This window comes from Agrobacterium sp. Ap1 (assembly GCF_017313375.1).
Taxonomy (GTDB): domain Bacteria; phylum Pseudomonadota; class Alphaproteobacteria; order Rhizobiales; family Rhizobiaceae; genus Neorhizobium; species Neorhizobium cellulosilyticum.
Genome location: NZ_JAFLMY010000005.1, coordinates 139,007 through 160,634 on the forward strand (window position 1 = coordinate 139,007; position 21,628 = coordinate 160,634).

A 21,628-nucleotide genomic window follows, 5' to 3' on the forward strand; every position below is an offset into this window, starting at 1 on the left:
AAAATGCCTGACTTGAAGCCATTCCTCGCCAAGGTCGCCACCGGCGAATCGTTGACCCGCGAAGAGGCGCATGACGCCTTCGGAATTCTCATGTCCGGCGAAGCGACGCCCTCGCAGATCGGTGGCTTCCTGATGGCACTCCGGGTACGGGGCGAAACGGTTGCGGAAATGACCGGCGCCGTCTCGACCATGCGTGCCAAAATGCTGCGGGTCGAGGCTCCGGCGGATGCCGTCGATATCGTCGGCACCGGCGGCGACGGCGCCGGAACCTACAACATCTCCACGCTCGCCTCGATCATCGCCGCAGGCGCAGGCCTCTCGGTCGCCAAGCATGGCAACCGTGCGCTCAGCTCGAAGTCCGGCACGGCCGATGCGCTCTCGGCGCTCGGCGTCAACCTGGAGATCGGCCCGAACCAGATCGCACGCTGTATCCGTGAGGCTGGCATCGGCTTCATGTTCGCTTCCATGCATCATGCAGCCATGCGCCATGTCGGCCCGAGCCGGGTGGAACTCGGCACGCGGACGATCTTCAACCTGCTCGGTCCGCTCTCCAATCCGGCCGGCGCAAAACGCCAGCTGCTTGGTGTCTATTCGCCGCAATGGCTGATGCCGATTGCCGAAACACTGCGGGAAATGGGATCCGAAACCGTCTGGGTCGTGCACGGCCAGGGTCTCGACGAGATCACCACGACAGGCACAACGCAGGTTGTGGCACTTGAAGGCGGCAAGATCCGTGAATTCGAACTGAGCCCGGCCGATTTCGGCGTCGCACCCGCAACGCTCGCCGACCTGAAGGGCGGTGACGGCATCGCCAATGCCGCGGCGCTTCGTGCCGTCCTCGGCGGCGCGAAAAATGCCTATCGTGATATCTCGCTCTGCAACACAGCGGCCGCTCTGGTCGTGGCCGGCAAGGCAGAAACACTCAAGGATGCTATGCTGCTCGCCACCGCCTCGCTTGAGAGCGGTCAGGCCTCTGCAGCACTGGACCGGCTCGTGGCGGTCTCCAACGAGAAGGAATAGGATCATGGCCGATATCCTGCAGAAGATCGAAGCCTACAAGCGCGTCGAGATCGAAGCGGCCAAGACGGCGGTGCCGCTTGCAGAGATCAAGGCCCGCGCTGCCGACCAGTCTGCCCCGCGCGGCTTCTTGAAGGCTCTGCAGGCGAAGAAGCAGGCCGGTCAGTTCGGCCTGATCGCCGAGATCAAGAAGGCAAGCCCGTCCAAGGGCCTGATCCGTCCGGATTTCGATCCGCCGGCGCTGGCAGCAGCCTATGAGGCAGGCGGCGCTGCCTGCCTTTCGGTTCTCACCGATACCCCGAGCTTCCAGGGCGCACCGGAATTCCTCGTTGCTGCCCGCAATGCCTGTGCGCTGCCGGCCTTGCGCAAGGATTTCATGTTCGAGCCCTATCAGGTCTATGAAGCCCGCGCCTGGGGCGCCGACTGCATCCTGATCATCATGGCATCGCTCTCCGACGACGAGGCGCTGGCGCTTTACGAGACCGCAACCGAACTCGGCATGGACAGCCTCATCGAAGTGCATGACGAAGCCGAGATGGAACGAGCACTGAAGCTCCCCTCGCCGCTGCTCGGCGTCAACAATCGCAACCTGAGAACCTTCGAGGTCAGCCTTTCGACCAGCGAACGCCTGTCGGCGATGGTCACCGGCGAAGACCGCCTGCTTGTCGGCGAAAGCGGCATCTTCACCCATGAGGATTGCCTGCGCCTGCAAAAGGTCGATATCAGCACCTTCCTCGTCGGCGAGAGCCTGATGCGCAAGGATGATGTCGCAGCGGCCACGCGGCTGCTTCTGACCGGACAAGCAGGCACGCTGGCGGCCGAGTGATGGCTGACAGCAAGCTCACCCACATAGATCAGGCCGGCGAGGCCCATATGGTCGATGTCGGCGACAAGGCCGAGACCGCTCGTTCGGCAACCGCCGAAGGTTTTGTCCGCATGTTGCCGGAGACGCTGGCGCTGATCCGTGAAGGCAATGCCAAGAAGGGTGATGTCATCGGCACCGCCCGCCTTGCCGGCATCATGGCCGCCAAGAAGACATCCGACCTCATTCCACTCTGCCACCCGCTGATGCTGACCAAGGTTTCAGTCGAGATCTTGGAAGACGACAGCCTGCCCGGCCTGCGCGTCACAGCGACAGCAAAGCTCACCGGCAGGACCGGCGTCGAAATGGAAGCCTTGACCGTCGTCTCCGTCACCTGCCTGACCATCTACGACATGGCCAAAGCTGCCGACAAGGCGATGGAAATCGGTGGCATAAGGCTGCTCGAAAAGACTGGCGGCAAGTCCGGCCATTATAAAGCGTAAAGCCCGAGGAGATTTCGCCATGGCGCTTTTGCCCGTTCCAGACGCCAAGGCCCGTCTGCTTGCCAGCGCCCGCCCGGTCGACGGCATCGAGACGCTCCCTCTGGCCGATACAGCGGCTCGCGTGCTTGCTTTTGACATTAAGGCCAAGCTGACCCAGCCCCCATTCAATTCCTCTGCCATGGATGGCTACGCGCTGAGAGCGGTCGATGCGCCGCAGATCGGTTCAGAACTCACAGTCATCGGCACTGCCGCCGCGGGGCGTGCCTTTGATGGCCCTCTCGGCCCCGGCGAAACCGTTCGCATATTCACCGGCGCTCCGGTGCCGGAAGGCGCCGATACGATCCTCATCCAGGAGGACGCCCAAAAGATCGGTGACGACAGCATCCGCACGACATTTCAGGTCACCGGCGGGCGACACATCCGTCCTCGTGGTCAGGATTTTGCCGAAGGCGAAACGGTGCTGAATGCCGGCACGCTTATCGATTTCTCGCATCTGACCGTCGCAGCCGCGATGAACCACCCGACGCTTCCCGTATTCTGTAAGCCGAAAGTGGCGATCCTCGCCACGGGTGACGAACTGATTGAGCCGGGCGGCAATCCCGCTCCCGCGCAGATCATCGCATCCAACACATTCGGCATTGCCGCTCTCGTGCGCGACAATGGCGGTGAGGTTCTCGATCTAGGCATTGCCCCCGATCGGCAGGACGCCATCTCCGCTGCGATCAAGCGCGCTCGTGATGCCGGAGCCGATATCCTCGTCACCCTCGGCGGCGCTTCCGTCGGCGACCACGATTTGGTGCAGGCGACGCTGAAGGCATCCGGCATGGAGCTTGATTTCTGGCGGATCGCCATGCGCCCCGGCAAGCCGCTGATGGTCGGCTCGCTCGACGGCATGCATGTTCTGGGCCTGCCCGGAAACCCGGTCGCCAGCATGGTTACGGGCATGCTGTTTCTCGAACCGCTGCTGCGCCGCCTTGCTCATCTGCCGGAGCGCAGACGCGAAGTCGATGGCATCACTGCAAGGCCGCTTCGCCCCAATGACCAGCGGCAGGATTATCTGCGTGCAAAGATCACCCGTGACGAACTGGGCAATCTGGTCGCCGAGGCAAATCCGAAGCAGGATTCGTCGATGATGAAGATCTTTGCCCATGCCGACGGTCTCATCGTCCGCGCGCCGCATGCGCCGGAATTGGCAGCAGGCGAACCTTGCCGCATGCTGCTTATCCGTGCCCTCGACTGATCCGGTTGGCGAGGAAATCCGTAGGCTTGGGCATACTTGCCCAAACGGAGTAGATCGTGCCTGACACCGCATCCGCCATCCTTTGGTTCCGCCGCGACCTGCGTCTCGACGACAATGCCGCACTCCATGCCGCGATCGATGCAGCTGGCCCGGTCATCCCCGTCTATATCCGCGAACCGGTACAGCCCGATATCGGTCCGCTTGGGGCCGCACAGGCATGGTGGCTTCATCATTCCCTGGCAGCGCTCAAGGACAAGCTGAAGTCACTGGGCAGCGACCTGATGTTTGCGACGGGCAAGGCCGATGACATCATCATCGATATTGCCCGCAAGACCGGCGCAAAGACGGTCTACGTCAATCGCGCCTATGAACGAACCACGGTCGACCGCGAGATCGCCATCGCGCTCAAGGATGCAGGCATCGCCATCCGCGCCTTTCACGGCCAGCTGCTGCATGATCCGAAATTGATCCGCACCGGCTCCGGTAGCGCCTTCAAGGTTTACACGCCGTTCTGGAACGCCATGCAGAAGCTTCACGAGCCGCATGGCCCCATTGCCTCACCCAAATCCATCCCGTCGCCCGAGAGCCATCCCCGTTCTGAAGCGCTCGATAGCTGGAACCTTTTGCCGACCAAACCGAACTGGGCCGCAGGTTTTTCCAGACACTGGACGCCCGGCGAGGCCGGTGCGCAGGAAAAGCTCGAAGACCTGATCGACGCCGACCTGCATGATTACAAACGCGGTCGCGATTTCCCGGCGATCGACGCGACCTCCAGACTGTCTCCGCATCTGGCGCTCGGAGAAATATCCCCTGCCCGTATCTGGCACGCCACAAACGGGCTGGCTGACAAACATCGCGACGATCTGGTCCATTACCGCAAGGAACTGGCCTGGCGCGATTTCTGCTACAATCTGCTGGTCGAGTTTCCCGATCTGCGCACAAAAAACTGGGACGACAAGTTCGACGCCTTCGAATGGGAGTTCAACGCGGCCGATTTCAGCGCCTGGACCAAGGGCATGACCGGTTATCCGATCGTCGATGCCGGGATGCGCGAACTCTGGCAGACCGGTTACATGCACAACCGCGTCCGCATGATCACCGCATCCTTCCTGATCAAGGACTTGCTGATCGACTGGCGCCGCGGCGAGGAGTGGTTTCGCGATACGCTGCTCGATGCCGATCCGGCCAGCAACACCGCCAACTGGCAATGGGTGGCCGGCTCGGGCGCGGACGCCTCCCCCTTCTTCCGCATCTTCAACCCGATCCTGCAGGGCGAGAAATTCGATCCCGACGGCGATTACGTCCGCCACTTCGTGCCGGAACTGAAAGACCTGCCGAAGAAATACATCCACAAGCCCTTCGAAGCGCCGAACCATGTTTTGGCCGGCGCCGGCGTGGAACTCGGAAAGACTTATCCGAAACCTATCGTCAATCACGGCATGGCTCGTGACCGGGCGCTTGAAGCCTACAAGGGCCTGAAAGGCTGACGCAGTACCGCTTGCAGCAGGATTGACGTTTCAACCGGTTCCATCCGCGATTAATCTCCTTTTTCTGCAAGAGGAGAGATCAGAATGACGGGACGGAAGATCGCAGTCGTCGGACTTGGCGGGATCGGCGGCGTTGCCGCGGCCTGCCTCAGCTTGTCACCGGACAATGACGTGACGGTCTGCGCCCGCAGGCGGATCGACACGCTTACCTTCGATCACCACGAAGAGAGCAAAAGGATACCGCTAAAGACACTGACGGAGCCAAGTGGCGCCGAACCGGTCGACTGGGTGATCCTTTGCACCAAGGCACAGGATGTGGCCTCTGCCGCCCCTTGGCTGGAACGCCTCTGCACGCCGCAGACGACGGTTGCCGTCCTGCAGAACGGCATTGCCCATGAGGAGCGCGTTGCCCCCCATGCGAAGGGCGCGACCGTGCTTCCGGCAATCGTCTATTACAATGGCGAACGTTTCGCCCCCGACCATGTCCGCCTGCGCCACATCCGCGGTCACGATCTGCTTGTGCCTGCAGGAGCGCAAGCGGAAGCCTTTGCGGCCCTTTTTGAAGGCACCCCCATCGATGTCGGGATCAGTGCGGAATTCATCACTTTTCAATGGCGCAAACTGCTGGTCAACGTCATCGCCAACCCGATCACGGCGCTTACCCGCCAGCGGCTTGGCGTCTTCCAGCGCGAGGATATCCAGCAGCTATCTCTTGGCATTCTTGACGAAGCAGTGGCGGTCGGTCGCGCCGAGGGCGCGCAACTTGCAGGCAATGAAGCAGAAATGATCCTTGAGACGTTTCTGGCCTATCCGCCGGAAGCAGGCACCTCCATGTATTTCGACTGCCTCGCAGGACGTCCGCTGGAAATCGAGGCGCTGAATGGTGCGGTCGTTGCCGCAGGCCTGCGCCACGGCCTTGCGACGCCCTTGAACACCGCAATGCTGACCTTGCTTAAGACTGTCAGCGACGCCAATACCAAAACCGCATAACAAAAGACCCGGCCGAAGCCGGGTCTTTCTTTTCTTATACGAGGCGGCTCTGTTCCAGCGCCGCTTCGATGAAGCTTGCAAACAGCGGATGCGGATCGAGCGGGCGGCTCTTCAGTTCCGGGTGGTACTGGACGCCGATGAACCACGGGTGATCCGGATATTCGACCGTTTCCGGCAGAACGCCGTCCGGCGACATGCCCGAGAACACCAGGCCGCAGCTCTCAAGCCGCTCCTTGTAGTCGACATTGACTTCGTAGCGGTGGCGATGACGTTCCGAAATCTCGGTCGAGCCATAGATTTCGGCGATCTTAGTTTCCTTCTTCAGCGCCGCATTGTAGGCGCCGAGACGCATCGTGCCGCCGAGGTCGCCGGCTGCCGCGCGCTTCTCAAGCGCGTTGCCCTTGACCCATTCGGTCATAAGACCAACGACCGGTTCCGAGGTCGAGCCGAATTCGGTGGACGAAGCCTTCTCGATGCCGGCCAGATGACGGGCGGCTTCCACCACCGCCATCTGCATGCCGAAGCAGATGCCGAAATACGGCACCTTGCGTTCGCGGGCGAACTGGGCGGCAAGGATCTTGCCTTCCGAACCGCGCTCGCCGAAACCGCCGGGAACCAGAATGCCGTGGACCTTTTCGAGGTAAGGCGTCGGATCTTCCTTTTCGAAGACTTCCGACTCGATCCACTCGAGCTTGACCTTGACGTGGTTGGCGATACCGCCGTGATGCAGCGCCTCGATCAGCGACTTATAGGCATCCTTCAGACCCGTATACTTGCCGACGATCGCGATCGTGACTTCGCCTTCCGGCGTCCTGATGCGGCTGCAGACGTCTTCCCAAGGGTCAAGGCGCGGCTTCGGAGCCGGCTCGATGCCGAATGCGGCCAGAACCTCGTTGTCGAGGCCTTCCTTGTGATAGGCGATCGGAACGTCATAGATATTGGCAACGTCGAGCGCCTGGATGACGGCGCTTTCGCGCACGTTGCAGAACAGCGAAAGCTTGCGGCGTTCCGCTTCCGGGATTTCCCGGTCGGCACGAACGAGCAGAATGTCGGGATGGATACCGAGCGCCTGCAGTTCCTTCACCGAATGCTGAGTCGGCTTGGTCTTCAATTCGCCGGCTGCAGAAATATACGGCATCAGCGTCAGGTGAACATAGATCACGGTGCCGCGCGGCAGGTCGTTATTGACCTGGCGGATGGCTTCCATGAACGGCATCGCCTCGATATCGCCGACCGTACCGCCGACTTCGCACAGAACGAAATCATAGTCGTCATTGCCCTCGGTGACGAAATCCTTGATCTCGTTCGTCACGTGGGGAATGACCTGAACGGTTGCACCGAGGTAATCGCCGCGGCGTTCCTTGTCGATGATGTTCTTGTAGATCCGGCCGGTGGTGATGTTGTCGGTTTTGGTCGCCGAACACCCGGTAAAGCGCTCGTAGTGACCGAGATCAAGATCCGTCTCAGCGCCGTCGTCGGTCACAAAGACCTCGCCGTGCTGGGTCGGGCTCATCGTGCCCGGATCAACGTTGAGATAAGGATCGAGCTTCTTCAGCCGAACCCGGTAACCCCTCGCTTGGAGCAATGCTCCGAGGGCCGCGGCCGCAATACCCTTCCCAAGGGAAGAGACCACGCCGCCAGTGATGAATACATATCGCGCCATGGGAGTCACCGGTTACCTTTTCACACACGATTCCGCCAGCAGAAATTTTGCCAATCGCTAAAACGGCTGTGGAATCTTCACAAAATAAAACCGGCAGGCTTTTGGCCTGCCGGAGCTTGAAGTCTCAACCGGAGCCTTACTGGCCGGTCGGTACGCTGTTCGACGGCGCAGCGGGCGCAGCCGGAGCGGCAGCAGGTGCCTGACCCGCGGCCGGAGCTGCTGCACCGGTTTCGGACGGAACGCCGTTTCCTGCGGGAGCCTGTGCCGGCGGTGCAGCCGGTGCCGGGCCGAGCTGGTCGAGAATGCCGTTGCCCGTGCCCTGCTGGCTCTGCGGGATACGGTTCAGGATATCGGTCGGCTGCGAGTCGTAACGGGCCAGAATGCCGAGCGCCAGCGAAGTGACGAAGAACAGCGCCGCGAGGATCGCCGTCGTGCGGGTCAGCGCATTGGCCGTGCCGCGCGCCGACATGAAGCCGGAGCCGCCGCCAATGCCAAGTCCGCCGCCTTCCGAGCGCTGGATGAGCACTACGCCGACAAGCGCAAGCACGATCATGAGATGGATGACGATCAAAACGGTCTGCATGTATCGGGTCCCTGCCCTACGCGGGCAACAATCTAGAGTTTGGCGGCTCTTTACATGAGCCTATCGCTCTTTCCAAGCCTTGATTACAAGGTTTCGGCGATCAGCCCTTCATAGACGGAGTAGATGGCGAGGAAGTCGGCTGCTTTCAAGCTCGCCCCGCCGATCAATGCACCGTCGACATTGGCAATGCCCATCAGCACCTCGGCATTGCCCGGTTTGACCGAACCACCATAAAGGATCCGCATCTTCGTTCCTTCGTCGCCGAAGCGCTTGGCGAGTTCGGACCGCATGAAGGCATGCGCAACGGCAATGTCCTCGTTCGTCGGGGTCAGCCCTGATCCGATCGCCCAGACAGGCTCATAGGCAATAACGGTATTTTCAGCCGTGGCGCCATCCGGGATGGAGCCGTCCAGCTGCCGCTTCAGCACATCCAGCGTCTGGTAGCTGTCGCGTTCGCCGGCAGTCTCGCCGATGCAGATGATCGCGGTCAGATCCGCCTGATGGGCAGCCACAGCCTTGTCGCGAACCAGATGGTCCGTTTCAGCGTGATCCGTGCGGCGCTCGGAATGGCCAAGAATGACATGAGTTCCGAAGCAGTCGGCAATCATCTCGGCAGAAATATCGCCCGTATGCGCGCCCGAAACCTTCTGATGGCAATCCTGCGCGCCGATCATCAGCGGGCTGTCGGTGCACAGCGCCGTTGCGACATAAAGAAGCGTCGCGGGCGGGCAGATCAATGCGTCGACACGATCAGCCAATGGGCCAACTACGCACTCCGCCATTGCCTTGATTTCACCGAGCGCATCACGTGTGCCGTTCATCTTCCAGTTTCCGGCCACAAGCGGGCGAACGTCTGGGGTCATCGGGCAGTTTCCTCCTCAATTTATCGGCAAACCTCGAAACGAGATCGCAGTCATCGTGTTCAAAATCCGGTCATCCGGACCATCCGGCATCTTTCGTACGCTGAAAAATGACCGTGATTCAAGCGCTTGCTTCAAAAGCCGCCGCCTCCCAGTCGCGCGAAGTGACAAAACCGGGAAGCCCTTGATGAAATTCAATCGGTTGAGCGCCACTACAGATCGATTTAACTGGGCGTCGCACCTAATTTCGAGCAGTCAGCACGAAATTGAGCACCTTGCGCCAGTCGACCATCCGGATCGGTGTTCCATGCCCTCCGGTCTGAAAAAGACTGAATCGCGCGGGATAGTTTGAGGCGCGTAATCCGCGAAAAATCTTTTCCTGGTCTTCCGCCTTGTAGACGCTGTCGGCGCTGCCATGGCCGAAATAGATCGGCAGCTTGAGCTTTGCGTAAGGCGTTCCTGCTAGCCCCGCATCCGGCGGGCCGCCGAGCAGAACCATGCCGCCGAGATAACGGACGGTATCCCTGTCTCGCACGATGTTCTGGCAGATGATCCCGCCCATCGAGGCGCAGGCGAGAATGACCGGACGCCCTCCCGATTGTTCGAAAGCGTAGCGCGTCAATGCGCCGACATCGGCAGCCCCCTTGTCATCGAAGGATTTCACGCTGACCGAATAATAGGTGCCGCCATTGCGGGCGCTAAGGTTCTTCAGCCGGTTGAAATTGCCCCCGAACGAGTAGTCGTTGACGCCTAAACGGCGATCTCCGCCACGCCCATGGATAAAGATCACGGCAAAGCGTTCGCCGGAAGACGGTCCGACCCGCGTCACGTCCACATTGCGGCCGCCAAGCGTCAGCGTCTCGTTTTCTTGGCTCCGGCGAACGGAGAGATCGACATAGGCGCCGCGCACCCGGCGCTCCGGCTCCTGGTCGCGTTCGTTGATGTCGCGAAGCTCGTTATAGTCCATCACCTCGTAAGCGCCGCCATCGTCGCTCTTCAGCACCTTGTGGCTGGAAAACAGGTTATCCTTGAAAGGCGGGATCGGCCCTTCCTGCGCCATAACGACGTCACCGGTCGATGATATCAAGATCGCAAGAAGCGTGGCGAAAATGAAATGAACTGTGGACATGCGGGGTTTCATTGAGGTCCTTCGGTCTTGAAAGCTTGCCATGGCAGGGTCTAGCTAGCATTGCTGGCAGCAAAGGCCGCACGCGCGGCATCGCGAAAAAGCCGGTTTTCTGGCAGAATCGCAAGTGATTCGAAACAATATGAGACGGGTATGGCTTCCTCCTCGGCACCTCGGCAGGCAGCAGTGAAAGACCAGATGGACGACAATAACAACGATCTTTTCGGTGATCCCTCGGCGAATGCCCAGCCGGTGACGACCCAGCCGGCGACCGCAAAACCGGTCGCTGCTGTGCCGGCACCTGCAATTGCCGCCGAACCGTCCACGCCCCGCCCAGCCCCGCTCAAGAGCGGCGGCGAAGACTACGGCGCCTCGTCGATCCGTGTTCTCGAAGGTCTCGAACCGGTGCGCATGCGTCCCGGCATGTATATCGGCGGCACCGACGAAAAGGCGCTGCACCACCTCTTCGCGGAAGTCATCGACAACTCGATGGACGAAGCGGTCGCCGGTCACGCCAATTTCATCGAAGTCCATCTCGATGCCGAAGGTTTCCTGACCGTTTCCGACAACGGCCGCGGCATTCCGGTAGAGAACCATCCGCAGGTTCCCGGCAAGTCGACGCTCGAAGTCATCATGACCAAGCTGCATGCCGGCGGTAAATTCGACGGCGATGCCTATGAGACCTCCGGCGGCCTGCACGGCGTCGGCGTGTCCGTCGTCAACGCGCTATCTGATGTGCTCGAAGTAGAGGTCGCCCGCAATCGCAAACTCTATCGCCAGACCTTTTCCCGCGGCGTACCGCAGGGTGGCCTGCAGGAACTCGGCGACGTGCATAACCGCCGCGGCACCCGCGTGCGTTTCCATCCCGACCCACAGATTTTTGGCGAGCGCGCCAAGTTTGAAGCCGGCCGCATTTTCCGTATGGCCCGTTCCAAGGCCTATCTTTTCGGTGGTGTCGAGATCCGCTGGAGCTGCGATCCGGGCGTAGTGCCGGAAGGCGGCGAGATCCCGGACAAGGCCGTCTTCCACTTCCCGGGTGGCCTGAAGGATTATCTGGCCGCAACGCTCGGCAAGGATTTCACCGTTACCCGCGAGATTTTTTCCGGCCGCACGGAAAAGACCGGCGGTCATGGTGCTATGGAATGGGCGATCACCTGGTATGGCGGCGATCCGCAGCTGCATTCCTACTGCAACACCATTCCGACCCAGGAAGGCGGCACGCACGAGGCGGGTCTGCGCATCGCGTTGACCAAGGGCCTGAAGAACTACGCCGAACTGACACAGAACAAGCGCGCCAAGGAGATCACCACCGACGACGTGATGATCTCGGCCGTCGGCATGCTCTCGGTCTTCATCCGCGAGCCTGAATTCGTCGGCCAGACCAAGGACAAGCTCGCCACCGTCGAGGCTCAGCGGCTTGTCGAAAACGTGCTGCGCGATCCGTTCGACCATTATCTCGCCGGCAATCCCAACGAAGCGGCAAAGCTGCTCGACTGGGTGATCGAACGCGCCGAAGAGCGCCTTCGCCGCCGCAAGGAAAAAGAAGTCAACCGCAAGACGGCGGTGCGCAAGTTGCGCCTGCCCGGCAAGCTTGCCGACTGCTCGCAGAATACGGCCGAGGGTGCCGAACTGTTCATTGTCGAGGGCGACTCCGCTGGTGGCTCTGCGAAGCAGGGCCGCAACCGAACCAATCAGGCCATTCTTCCGTTGCGCGGCAAAATCCTCAACGTCGGTTCGGCAAGCCGCGAAAAGCTCTCCGCCAACCAGCAGATTGCCGATCTCATTCAGGCGCTCGGCTGCGGCACGCGGTCGAAATACCGTGAGGAAGATCTTCGCTACGAGCGCGTCATCATCATGACCGATGCCGACGTCGATGGCGCTCACATCGCCTCACTGCTGATCACCTTCTTCTATCAGGAAATGCCCGAGCTGATCCGCGGCAACCATCTCTATCTGGCGGTGCCGCCGCTCTACGTCATCCGCCAGGGAGGCAAGACGGTCTATGCCCGCGACGACGCCCACCGCGCCGAGCTGATGGAGACGGTCTTCAAGGGCAAGAAGGTCGAGATCGGGCGCTTCAAAGGTCTGGGCGAAATGATGGCCGCGCAACTGAAGGAAACCACCATGGATCCGGCCAAGCGCACGCTGCTGCGGGTCGATATCGACGAGGTGGATTTCGAAGGCACCCGCGAGGCGGTCGACAACCTGATGGGCACCAAGGCCGATGCACGCTTCCGCTTCATCCAGGAACGCGCCGCATTTGCCGAAAATCTCGATATCTGACAGCTGGGCAGCAAGATAGGATTGCGTGACGGGGCGCGGCATGCTTCACCGGAAAGATCGTTTTTCGATCACCTGAACAAAGCACCCCGCCATGAAGCAGATCCTCTCCATCCAGTCCCATGTCGCCTATGGTTACGTGGGAAATCGCGCTGCCACGCTTCCCCTGCAGCGCCTCGGCCATGAAGTCACCGTCATCAACACGGTGCAGTTTTCCAACCATACCGGCTACCTGAAATGGACCGGTGAAGTGTTTTCCGCCGACCATATCGAGAGCATTCTCGACGGGCTGGAAAGCCTTGGCGCACTTGAGAAGATGGATGCGCTTCTGACCGGTTATCTCGGCGACCCGGCGATCGGCGAAATCATCCTCGCGGTTCTCGACCGACTGCCTGAAGGAACGCGCTGGCTCTGTGATCCCGTCATGGGCGATGTCGGCCGCGGCTTTTTCGTCCGCCCCGGCATTCCCGACTATTTCCGCCAGAAGGCGCTCGCCCGCGCCTCGATCATCACGCCGAACCAGTTCGAACTGGAATATCTCGCTGGCCGCCAGATCCTGACACTCGAAGATGCGCGCAAGGCCTGTCGGATGATCCACGAGATGGGGCCTGAAACGGTGCTCCTGACCTCGCTCATCCATGACGGCACGCGCGACGACGAAATCCAGATGCTGGCTTCGTCGAAATCGGGCAAACAATTCCTCGTCACCACGCCGCGCCTGCAATTCGACCCGGCACCCAACGGTGCGGGTGACTGCACCTCGGCGCTTTTCCTCGGCCACATCCTGTCCGGCGCACCGCTCGATCAGGCGCTGTCGAAAACAGCCTCCAGCATTTTCGCGCTGTTCGAAAAGACGCTTGCCGCCGGAAGGCGCGAACTCAACATGATTGCCGCACAGGATGATTTCGCCCGTCCTGCGCCTTTGGCGGTCGTCAGCCTCTAACGCGTCTCGAGCAGCTTGGTGACGGCGGAGATCAAGGCCTCCGCCTCATACGGCTTGCGAACGATCGGCGCGGTCAGGTTGGCCGGAATGATCGAACGGTCGCTATATCCGGTGGCGAACACGAAGGGCACCCCTCGCCGCACCAGTTCCTCGGCGATCGGAAGCGATGTGCCCGATCCGAGATTGACGTCGAGGATCGCGACGTCGGGAGTAAAGCCTCTCAACCTGCGCAGCGCTTCCGATACGGACGGCGCCGTCGTCACCTTGTTGATCCCGTGCTCGGCCAGCATGGATTCGACATCAGCCGCAATCAGCATCTGGTCCTCGACCAGAAGGAATTCCTTCTCCGCCAGATGAGGCGTCTCGAGCCTTTCCGTTTCGGCAGACTCTATATCGCCAATGTGAATAGTCGTGACATCGTCATCGCCATGCAGATGTTTCGACGGCACGACGAAACGTGCCTCTATGCCGGTCTCGGGATAGTTCACCTCCGCCGCGCCATCGAGTTCGTAAGGGATGCTGCGGCCGATGAGGACGCTGCCGAAGCCGCTTCGGCTTGGTGGCTTTACCGCAGGTCCGCCGCTTTCGATCCAGCTCATCTCACAAGCACCCGTTTCGAGCCTCTTCCACCGAACATCGAGCCTGCCGCCCGGCACCGAAAGCGATCCATATTTGGCGGCATTGGTCGACATTTCATGCAGGACCAGAGCCATGACCGAAAAGGCCCGGCTGTCCAGCCAGACGCGCGGTCCCTCCAGCGCCACGGACCGGGTGCCCTCCATATAGGGGCGCAGTTCCGCCTCCAGGAGATCCAGCAACGAACCGCCGTCGCCGCCGCGCACCACCTGGTCATGCGCGAAAGCCAGCGCCTGGATGCGCCCCTTCAGCGAACCGACATAATCGGTCAAGCTGCGGCCGCTTTCCACCGGATGCCCCACCAGAGCCTTGATGATCGACAGGATGTTCTTGACCCGGTGATTGAGCTCCTCGTTGAGCATCCGCTGGCGCACGTCCGCCTTGCCGCGCTCCTCGGCCAGCATTTCGTTGTGATGCAACACGATCTCGACGAGAACCGCGCGAATAGCTTCGCCAATCTCCCGGTCGCTGTCGGTCCAGGGCTGTGCCTGCAGCCTGACGGTTTCCTTCCAGATGGCGAAGCTCTTGCGCGGTGTCAGCCGATCTCCCATCGGGCCGGTCATATAGGACTTGTCAGGATTGCCCGCCCAGTCCAGCGTCTGCACCACTTCCTTTCGGAAGAAGAAGAGATAGTCCTTCGGCCGCTGCGAAAGCGGTATGGCGAGCACGCCGCAGGCATCGTCCGGTGAAATGCCGGATTGCGGAATGGCTTGCGAAAGCTGAAAGGTCGACCAGACCTTGCCGCCAGTAAGCCCGCCGATCTCGTCCGCCAATTCTCCGATCATCTCGAGTGGCGGTGTGTTCCCCTGGCTGGACCAGACGCCATCCAGCCACAGGCCGACCCCGTCGCATGGCAGCATGGTCGAGAAAGCCTCCAGCGACCCTCGCAGCAGCAGGCTGATGTCGCGATGATGCGAAGCTTCCTGCAGGAACCGGTCGAGCGACCGACGTGCAACGCTTGCGGTCTCGTGCAGCTCCTTTTGTCTGAGCGCAGAAAGATGCAGCGAGAAGAACTCGCCGAACGTTTCCGCCGCCACCCGCTGCGGCATCGACAGGATTTTCGGCGAATAGTGATGGCATGCGATCAGCCCCCAGAGTTCGCCATCGACTACGATCGAGATCGACATCGAAGCGCCGACGCCCATGTTGCGCAGATATTCGCAATGGATCGGCGAAACGCTGCGCAAATGCGCGAAGGACAGATCGAGCGGCTGGTTGTCCTCATCCAGTTCAGGCACAATCGGCACACGCTGATAGTTTGCGTCACAGATCACCCTGATCGTGTTCTTAATGTAGAGCGCCCGCGCCTGGACCGGGATGTCGCCGGCCGGAAAATACTGGCCACGAAAACTCTCCAGATCGCGTCTCTTGTATTCGCTGATGACCTTGCCGGAGCCATCCTGCTCGAAACGGTAGACCATGACCCGATCATAACCGAGCATGGCATACATCAGCCTTGTAGCGCTCTGCACCAGCCGGTCGAGGCTGGAGACATTGCGGATCCGGCTGATCAGCATGCGGGCAACTTCGAGTGGCTGGTCGGTATCGTTGGATGCCGGCTCGAATTCGAGGATCACTTTTTCGCCATTGCGGTGAAGCGCAATATCCATGACAGGACCCGAAGCAAGGCGCAAAGCATGCCGCAGGGCGGGCCGGGCAGGATCGTCGGATGTCGCCAGCGCGTTGCGCAGCGTATGGGCAACATCGCCCCCCAAGACCGTTTCAAGCCTTTCGCCGATCACGGAAGATGTGAGCCCCAACATCTCTGCCAGATTCGCGGAATGCTGCAGGATGACGGAACCAACGCCGTCACAGACCATCAGGCAACCATGCGGCTGAATGGAACCGGGGATATGAATTGGTTCACGGTCGCAATTGGTGAGGTTGACCGCTTCAGTCTGACGCATCAATTTTCCCTTGAAGCTCCCGTCCTGCCAATGGCACACATGGCTCCTGTTTTCCGGCGCGCCTATCAAAGACCCGCAAGCTGTTTAAAACATACCCGTGTTAAATGGAGCGGTATCGCCAATTGGCAATTTCATATTTCTATCGCATCTAAGCGTTACCGCAAGTAAGGAAGTAGCGTTTTAATGAATCGGTGCGAAGCTTGTTTTCACGACCTTCTCTGGCCATATAGGGGCCAGATTTAGACAGGAATTTATGGTGAACCGCAGCAGCAATCGAAAAGGCAGCGCCGAGCCGCGTTGGCTTGGCCCCGTTAGCCCGAACAGGGTTGCCCTGATCTCACCGATTTCGGCTGCACGCTGGCTGTTGATCATTGTAGCTGCCGCCGCCATTTATTTCTTTCACGGCTTCATGGTTCCGGTACTTGCTGCCCTGGTGATAGGCTTTGCCAGCTGGCCACTCTACCGGCGCCTGCTGACCCATGTCGGTGGCAACACCACAATCGGCGCAACGCTGGCGATTATCTTCATCGTTCTCTTCATCGTCATCCCGATCAGCATCGGCGCATCCTATGCCGCCAGGGAAATCGCTGATTGGTTTCGCTGGGCCGTCGAGGTCAACCGCAACGGCGCGCCTCCACCAGCCTGGATTATCGGTCTGCCCTTTGCCGGAGAATGGCTCGGCACTCAGTGGACCCGCCATATCGGCGCGCCTGGTGCTGTAGGAGAACTTGCGCAGCTAATCAGCGGCGCCAATATCGGCGCAATCTATCATGGCGTGCTTGTGGCCGGAAACAGTGCCTTCCACATCATGCTGACATTGCTGTTCATGCTGATCGCGCTGTTTTTCGTTTATCGCGACGGCGCTTCCTTCAGCGGCCAGATCGACCTTCTGGGCGAGCGGATTTTTCCGACACGCTGGGAACGGATTTCTCGCGTCGTACCTGCCACGATAAGCTCCACCGTCACCGGCATGACGCTGATCGCCATCGGTGAAGGCATCGTGCTCGGCATCGCCTACTGGATCGCCGGCGTTCCCTCACCCGTCACATTCGGCGTGCTGACCGGCATCATGGCTCTCATTCCGGGTGGCGCGCCGCTCTCCTTCACGCTGGTATCGGCTTATCTCGTCGCCAATGGCTCCTATGTTGCAGGCGCCGGCCTGTTCATCTGGGGTAGTGTCGAACTTTTCATCGTCGACAAGACATTGCGCCCCCGCCTTGTCGGAGGCCCGATCAAACTGCCCTTCCTGCCGACATTTTTCGGCCTTGTCGGCGGCGTCAAGACGATGGGTTTTCTCGGCCTGTTCATCGGACCGGTTCTCATGGCCCTCGTCGTATCGATCTGGCGGGAGTGGATTCGCGAGGTCAAGATCGCCGATGTAATAGAGGCGGAACAGCCCTCTGATCCCGAGGTCGTGCTTGCAGAGGAAGACTTGCCGCCGGTACGCAAGGTTTCCGGCCCTTAAGCCAATATCGGACAGCCCAGCCTTCATCGGGCCATGATCTTCATCATAAAGCTCGGTTGAACGTGTTGGAGATATGAATGAACGCTGCCCTTGTTGTCATGACCATTCTCGGCTGTAACGACAGCGGGACCGACTGCAAGTACATAGCGACAGCCCAGGAACGCTGGCCGTCTGTGGCGATGTGCGATTCCGTCTCGGAAGATCACCTTCCGACCTATGCGAACCAGCCCTATCCGGTCCTGATCGCCGTTTGCCAGGACCCGGAAATCGCCGGCATACCAAATGTCGGGCCTATCCCGGTAACGCGCCCTTCTGCCTCACCAGAAATCCAACCGGCCGAGATGAACACGTCTGACACGTCGGTGGACGCAAATGCGCAGAAGGTCGAAGTCGCCGAAGTGACGCCGGAAGAAGCGGAAACACTGGCCGGACGAGCCATACAGCGTGTGAAGACCGTACTACCGACAACAGAAGGCGTCAAAACGCTGATGAAGAAGCCGGTGCGTCTTGTGGAAGGCGGCTATTCCTGGGTCGCACGCAAGTTCGATCACTGACACCACAATCTGCGACCTTATAGACGATCAGGCGACGAGTGAAACATCTGCAGCGTAAGAGCGTGCGCTGCGACGTAGCTCGCCGCGTTGGAGCAGGTCTACCATATCCAGCAATTGTCCGACCGCACCACCATCTCCACGTAAGCCCTCGAACCGCTTGAGCAGCGCGAGATAACACGTGTCAAGACCACCGCCAGCGGTTGCGCGACGCCACAAGAATACCGCCTCGACAAACACGGCGACGATATCACGCCCTATCCCAGCCGCTTCGAACAAGGCTCGCACCGCATGAACCCTGCCGGTCGCGAGGATCGCACGGACGCGGCGCTCTTCCAGATGAACGAGCGAGACGATGGCCGATGCAAAGAAATCCACCTTGCCGCTGCAAAGTGCGTGAATGAGAAGTGCCGGGGTGAGCCGCCCGCTCGTATTCAGATGCTCGACCAGCAAGGGGATTTCATCCTGCAAGATCGATCCGGCAATCGCGACGATCGCCTCGTCACCGGCTTCGCGTGTCATGACGTCGATGCGCTTGGCACCGATCGTTCTGGTGACCAGGTCCGAACCGGCAAGCGCGGCCGCCACATGGGCGACCAGCATGTGTCGCACATCGGCAGGAAGGTTGCCGCGCTCGAGCAGGAGATGCCGCACATCGGCCAGATGACCGAAGCGCTGCGCCATGCGGCGCAGGGTAATGCGACTGACAGAGGCGGTATCGTTTTCCAAAAGGAGGACGATCTCGGCGCCGTCACCCACCTCGGCAACCGCGGCAGCAGCACTGCAGCCGAGCCCAGGCCGTGTTGCGACCAGAGACCGCGTGAACGAATCGCCACGTCCGGCCAGTTCGACGAGATCGGCGTCGCTTAAGACGGGAGAGCAGGCAATCACCGTGCAGGCAATCTCCGGCTGGTCTTCGGCAAGCGACATGATGATCGCGCGGGGTGCTGCGTCCGAAGAAGCGAGAGCCTCGGCCAGCGCCAGACGCACTTTCGGCGAAGGATCGTCCAGAAGATAGGTCATTGCCATTATCGCGGCGCGATGCTCGTCCGGGCCGAGCGACGACTTGATGAACGCATCGGCAAGCGCGCTTGCGGCCCTTGCCCGATCGCCGGTCCTTGCCGTTTCAGCCCAACGTAGAAATGCCTGTACGATCACAATGCGCCTCGGAAATCTGGCCGCGGCTTCAACGGCCCGACTTGCCGAACGCTAGTTTGAAAAGGTTAATATTGGTTCACCACGTTTATTAACCCCGACATCCAGGCGGGCCTTATCAGGCAGTTATCGGGTCGGTCGGGCGATCTGGAACACATCCGTACCGCCATCCGCATAATCCATATATCCCATGCGCGCGATCGGCCGGGCGAGATCCATGGCGATTCGCCCGTCGCGAATGATTTCCTCGCTGATATGGATGCCGACGACCTGACCGAAGACCATGAAGGATTGCGAAGTCTCGTCGTTGAGCCCCTTCGGCTGGATAATCTCGGTCAGCCGGCATTCCAGCGCCGTATAGGCCTCGGCCACATAAGGCGCATCGACAACCTGCCCCATCGCCGCAGTAAGCCCCGCCAGCTCGAACTCGTCGACACCGTAATCGACGGGTGCCGAGGATGCGTTGACGTGATCCGCAAGATGCCGGCTCGCCAGGCTCGCGGTAAACACGCCCGTCTCCTCGGCATTCTTGAGGCTGTGCTTACGCCCTGACGACGAGAACATCACCAGTTTCGGCGTATCAGACACGATGTTGAAGAAGGAGTAGGGCGAGAGGTTGAAAGACCCGTCCCTGCCCTTGGTGCCGATCCAGCCGATCGGTCGCGGCGCCACGATCGCCTTGAAGGGATCGTGCGCCATGCCGTGATCATTCGTGTCCGTACGGTAAAACATGTTGGTCTCGCCTCAGGCGTAGGTGACGACATCTGCAAGCTGCGGCCGCGGACGATCCGGCATCGGGAAATCGCTGGAACCGATATGGATGAAACCGGCAACCTTTTCGCCTTCCTTCACGCCAAGCGCGGTCAGGGCTTTTGCATCATACGCAACCCATTCGGTGCGCCAGTTGGCAACATAACCGCGTGCCTCGCAGGCCATCAACATGTTGAGGCAGACAGCGCCGGCAGACAGGACCTGCTCCCATTCGGGGATCTTCGCATGCGGCGCCGCCGTGCTGATCACGCCGACGACCAGCGGCGCGCGGGTGAAGCGCACCCGCTCGGCTTCCTTCGCCGCATCAGTCATCTCGCCGTTCTGCGCGCAAGCGATTTCAAGGAAAGTTTCGCCGAGCGAGACGCAGACATCGCCGCGATAGACGACAATCCGCCAGGGGGCGATCTTTCCATGGTCAGGCACGCGCACGGCTGACGTGAGAATCTCATCCAGTTCCGCCGCATCCGGAGCCGGCCCCTTGATCTGCGCAACCGGTGTCGAGTGGCGTTCACGCAGATAGTCGATCAGCTTTACGTCATTGGTCATGTCCGAAACTTCCATTTGGTGGGATGTGGTAGAATGAGGCCTTGAATTTGCCTTTCCCATGGTCTTCAAGTGGCCAGTCAGAAAACAAGAGTCAACCGGTCATCGAATGTCAGGCATCTCCATTGTTCGCCATATCTTCCTTGCAGAAGCATTGCTGCTTCTCCTCGTGACAGGCGTTCAAGCGCAGGAAGGTGACGCATTCAAGAGCTTCAAGCAGCTCGACAGCTCAGCCAAGATGCCGAAGCTGAACGCGTTTTCCCCATCATCCATCCTGCCTCAAAGCGCCGTCGCCAAGGATGTGCGCTTCAGCGCCAAACTGACCAGTAACGGCGACGTGATGAAGGATGGTCTCGCCTGGCGGGTGTTCAGCCCGATTGCCGGCGAAGACGGCAAGCTGCCGCTGGTGGCAAGCTCGAATGGCGGCTCTGCCGATTTTCAGCTGGCGCCCGGCGATTACTTCGTCAACTGCGCCTTCGGGCGCGCCGGTATCACCAAAAAGCTGACCGTTCCGGCGGAGGGCAATGTCGCCGAACAAACGCTCGTGCTGGATGCAGGCGGCTTTGTGCTGAATGCCGTTGCAGGAACCGACCAGCGCATCCCCCCAGGCCAGCTCAGCTTTTCCATCTATTCTTCCGAGGTTCGCGAAAACGGCGACCGCGCTCTGGTCATGTCTGACGTCAAGCCGAACACCATCGTTCGGTTGAATGCCGGGACCTACCATGTCGTCTCCGAATATGGCGACATCAACGCGGTCGTGCGCGCCGATATCCAGGTCGAGGCAGGCAAGCTCACCCAGGCGGTGCTGCAGCACAAGGCGGCCCAGATCACTCTCAAACTGGTTTCCCAGCCCGGCGGCGAAGCGATCGCCGATACCGCATGGTCGGTGCTGACCGAGGCCGGCGACGTCGTCAACGAAAGCGTCAGCGCCTTTTCGACCATGGTCCTGTCGGAAGGCAATTATCTCGCGGTCGCCCGCAACAAGGACAAGACCTATCAGCGCGAGTTCAGCGTCAAGGCCGGCCGCAACACGGATGTCGAGGTCCTGATGCGCAATCCGCGCAACAGCGGCGAAACGGCAGCGGTCGAACCGCAGGATTGAGTTT

The 21,628-nt window shown here is 60.4% G+C and carries 19 protein-coding genes; 11 read left to right on the plus strand and 8 right to left on the minus strand.

What is annotated here, in order from left to right; all coding sequences use genetic code 11:
- Nucleotides 1-3: 3 nt before the first annotated feature.
- The 6 genes from trpD to JZX87_RS12130 all read left to right on the plus strand — a co-directional run bounded on the left by trpD (nt 4) and on the right by JZX87_RS12130 (nt 6,039).
- Complete coding sequence (gene trpD, locus JZX87_RS12105) at nt 4-1,020, plus strand: anthranilate phosphoribosyltransferase (RefSeq protein WP_206825752.1); 1,017 nt, start codon at nt 4-6, stop codon at nt 1,018-1,020.
- A 4-nt stretch (nt 1,021-1,024) separates the two neighbouring features.
- Nucleotides 1,025-1,843: an indole-3-glycerol phosphate synthase TrpC gene (gene trpC, locus JZX87_RS12110; RefSeq protein ID WP_206825754.1), complete on the plus strand. Its 819-nt coding sequence runs from the start codon at nt 1,025-1,027 to the stop codon at nt 1,841-1,843.
- Nucleotides 1,843-2,322 carry a cyclic pyranopterin monophosphate synthase MoaC gene (gene moaC / locus JZX87_RS12115; protein ID WP_206825756.1) on the plus strand — a complete coding sequence of 160 codons (480 nt, stop codon included), beginning with the start codon at nt 1,843-1,845 and terminating at the stop codon, nt 2,320-2,322. Before trpC ends, moaC begins: the two co-directional genes overlap by 1 nt.
- A 19-nt stretch (nt 2,323-2,341) precedes the next feature.
- Nucleotides 2,342-3,562, plus strand: a complete 1,221-nt coding sequence (locus JZX87_RS12120; RefSeq protein ID WP_206825757.1) for a molybdopterin molybdotransferase MoeA — start codon at nt 2,342-2,344, stop codon at nt 3,560-3,562.
- Between the two features lie 56 nt (nt 3,563-3,618).
- On the plus strand, nt 3,619-5,049 hold the full coding sequence (locus JZX87_RS12125; RefSeq protein WP_206825758.1) for a cryptochrome/photolyase family protein: 1,431 nt from the start codon (nt 3,619-3,621) through the stop codon (nt 5,047-5,049).
- Between the two features lie 84 nt (nt 5,050-5,133).
- Complete coding sequence (locus JZX87_RS12130) at nt 5,134-6,039, plus strand: 2-dehydropantoate 2-reductase (protein WP_206825762.1); 906 nt, start codon at nt 5,134-5,136, stop codon at nt 6,037-6,039.
- 34 nt (nt 6,040-6,073) lie between these two features.
- On the opposite strand, the gene pyrG is transcribed toward JZX87_RS12130, so the two are convergent.
- The 4 genes from pyrG to JZX87_RS12150 form a co-directional block, all read right to left on the minus strand.
- Nucleotides 6,074-7,702: a CTP synthase gene (gene pyrG / locus JZX87_RS12135; RefSeq protein WP_206825767.1), complete on the minus strand. Its 1,629-nt coding sequence runs from the start codon at nt 7,700-7,702 to the stop codon at nt 6,074-6,076.
- A 136-nt stretch (nt 7,703-7,838) separates the two neighbouring features.
- Nucleotides 7,839-8,285 carry a preprotein translocase subunit SecG gene (secG, locus tag JZX87_RS12140; RefSeq protein WP_206825768.1) on the minus strand — a complete coding sequence of 149 codons (447 nt, stop codon included), beginning with the start codon at nt 8,283-8,285 and terminating at the stop codon, nt 7,839-7,841.
- Nucleotides 8,286-8,368: 83 nt separating this feature from the next.
- A complete protein-coding gene (tpiA, locus tag JZX87_RS12145) occupies nt 8,369-9,148 on the minus strand; it encodes a triose-phosphate isomerase (protein WP_206825769.1) in 780 nt (259 codons plus the stop codon).
- A gap of 238 nt (nt 9,149-9,386) precedes the next feature.
- A complete protein-coding gene (locus JZX87_RS12150) occupies nt 9,387-10,274 on the minus strand; it encodes an alpha/beta hydrolase family protein (protein ID WP_206825774.1) in 888 nt (295 codons plus the stop codon).
- 195 nt (nt 10,275-10,469) lie between these two features.
- On the opposite strand from JZX87_RS12150, the gene parE reads away from it, so the two are divergent.
- Entirely contained in the window at nt 10,470-12,554 is a 2,085-nt protein-coding gene (parE, locus tag JZX87_RS12155) for a DNA topoisomerase IV subunit B (protein WP_206826118.1), read from the plus strand.
- Nucleotides 12,555-12,645: 91 nt separating this feature from the next.
- Nucleotides 12,646-13,494: a pyridoxal kinase PdxY gene (gene pdxY, locus JZX87_RS12160; protein WP_206825781.1), complete on the plus strand. Its 849-nt coding sequence runs from the start codon at nt 12,646-12,648 to the stop codon at nt 13,492-13,494.
- On the opposite strand, the gene JZX87_RS12165 is transcribed toward pdxY, so the two are convergent.
- Nucleotides 13,491-16,037, minus strand: coding sequence for an HWE histidine kinase domain-containing protein (locus JZX87_RS12165; RefSeq protein WP_206825786.1), 2,547 nt, complete (start codon nt 16,035-16,037; stop codon nt 13,491-13,493). The two genes, pdxY and JZX87_RS12165, sit on opposite strands and share 4 nt — an antisense overlap.
- Nucleotides 16,038-16,293: 256 nt before the next feature.
- On the opposite strand from JZX87_RS12165, the gene JZX87_RS12170 reads away from it, so the two are divergent.
- Together JZX87_RS12170 and JZX87_RS12175 are read left to right on the plus strand one after the other, a co-directional pair.
- The gene (locus JZX87_RS12170) at nt 16,294-17,502 is read left to right on the plus strand and encodes an AI-2E family transporter (RefSeq protein ID WP_206825788.1); all 1,209 of its coding nucleotides are present in this window, start codon (nt 16,294-16,296) and stop codon (nt 17,500-17,502) included.
- 77 nt (nt 17,503-17,579) lie between these two features.
- Entirely contained in the window at nt 17,580-18,056 is a 477-nt protein-coding gene (locus JZX87_RS12175; RefSeq protein ID WP_206825789.1) for a hypothetical protein, read from the plus strand.
- Between the two features lie 27 nt (nt 18,057-18,083).
- Here JZX87_RS12175 and JZX87_RS12180 read toward each other — a convergent pair whose 3' ends face one another.
- From JZX87_RS12180 to JZX87_RS12190, 3 genes are all read right to left on the minus strand, one after another.
- The gene (locus JZX87_RS12180; protein ID WP_206825790.1) at nt 18,084-19,211 is read right to left on the minus strand and encodes a DUF2336 domain-containing protein; all 1,128 of its coding nucleotides are present in this window, start codon (nt 19,209-19,211) and stop codon (nt 18,084-18,086) included.
- A 123-nt stretch (nt 19,212-19,334) separates the two neighbouring features.
- Complete coding sequence (locus JZX87_RS12185; protein ID WP_183686056.1) at nt 19,335-19,940, minus strand: flavin reductase family protein; 606 nt, start codon at nt 19,938-19,940, stop codon at nt 19,335-19,337.
- Between the two features lie 12 nt (nt 19,941-19,952).
- Nucleotides 19,953-20,525 carry a nitroreductase family protein gene (locus tag JZX87_RS12190; protein ID WP_206825791.1) on the minus strand — a complete coding sequence of 191 codons (573 nt, stop codon included), beginning with the start codon at nt 20,523-20,525 and terminating at the stop codon, nt 19,953-19,955.
- A 106-nt stretch (nt 20,526-20,631) separates the two neighbouring features.
- On the opposite strand from JZX87_RS12190, the gene JZX87_RS12195 reads away from it, so the two are divergent.
- Nucleotides 20,632-21,624: an RgsD C-terminal domain-containing protein gene (locus JZX87_RS12195; protein WP_206825792.1), complete on the plus strand. Its 993-nt coding sequence runs from the start codon at nt 20,632-20,634 to the stop codon at nt 21,622-21,624.
- The last annotated feature ends 4 nt before the right edge of the window (nt 21,625-21,628 follow it).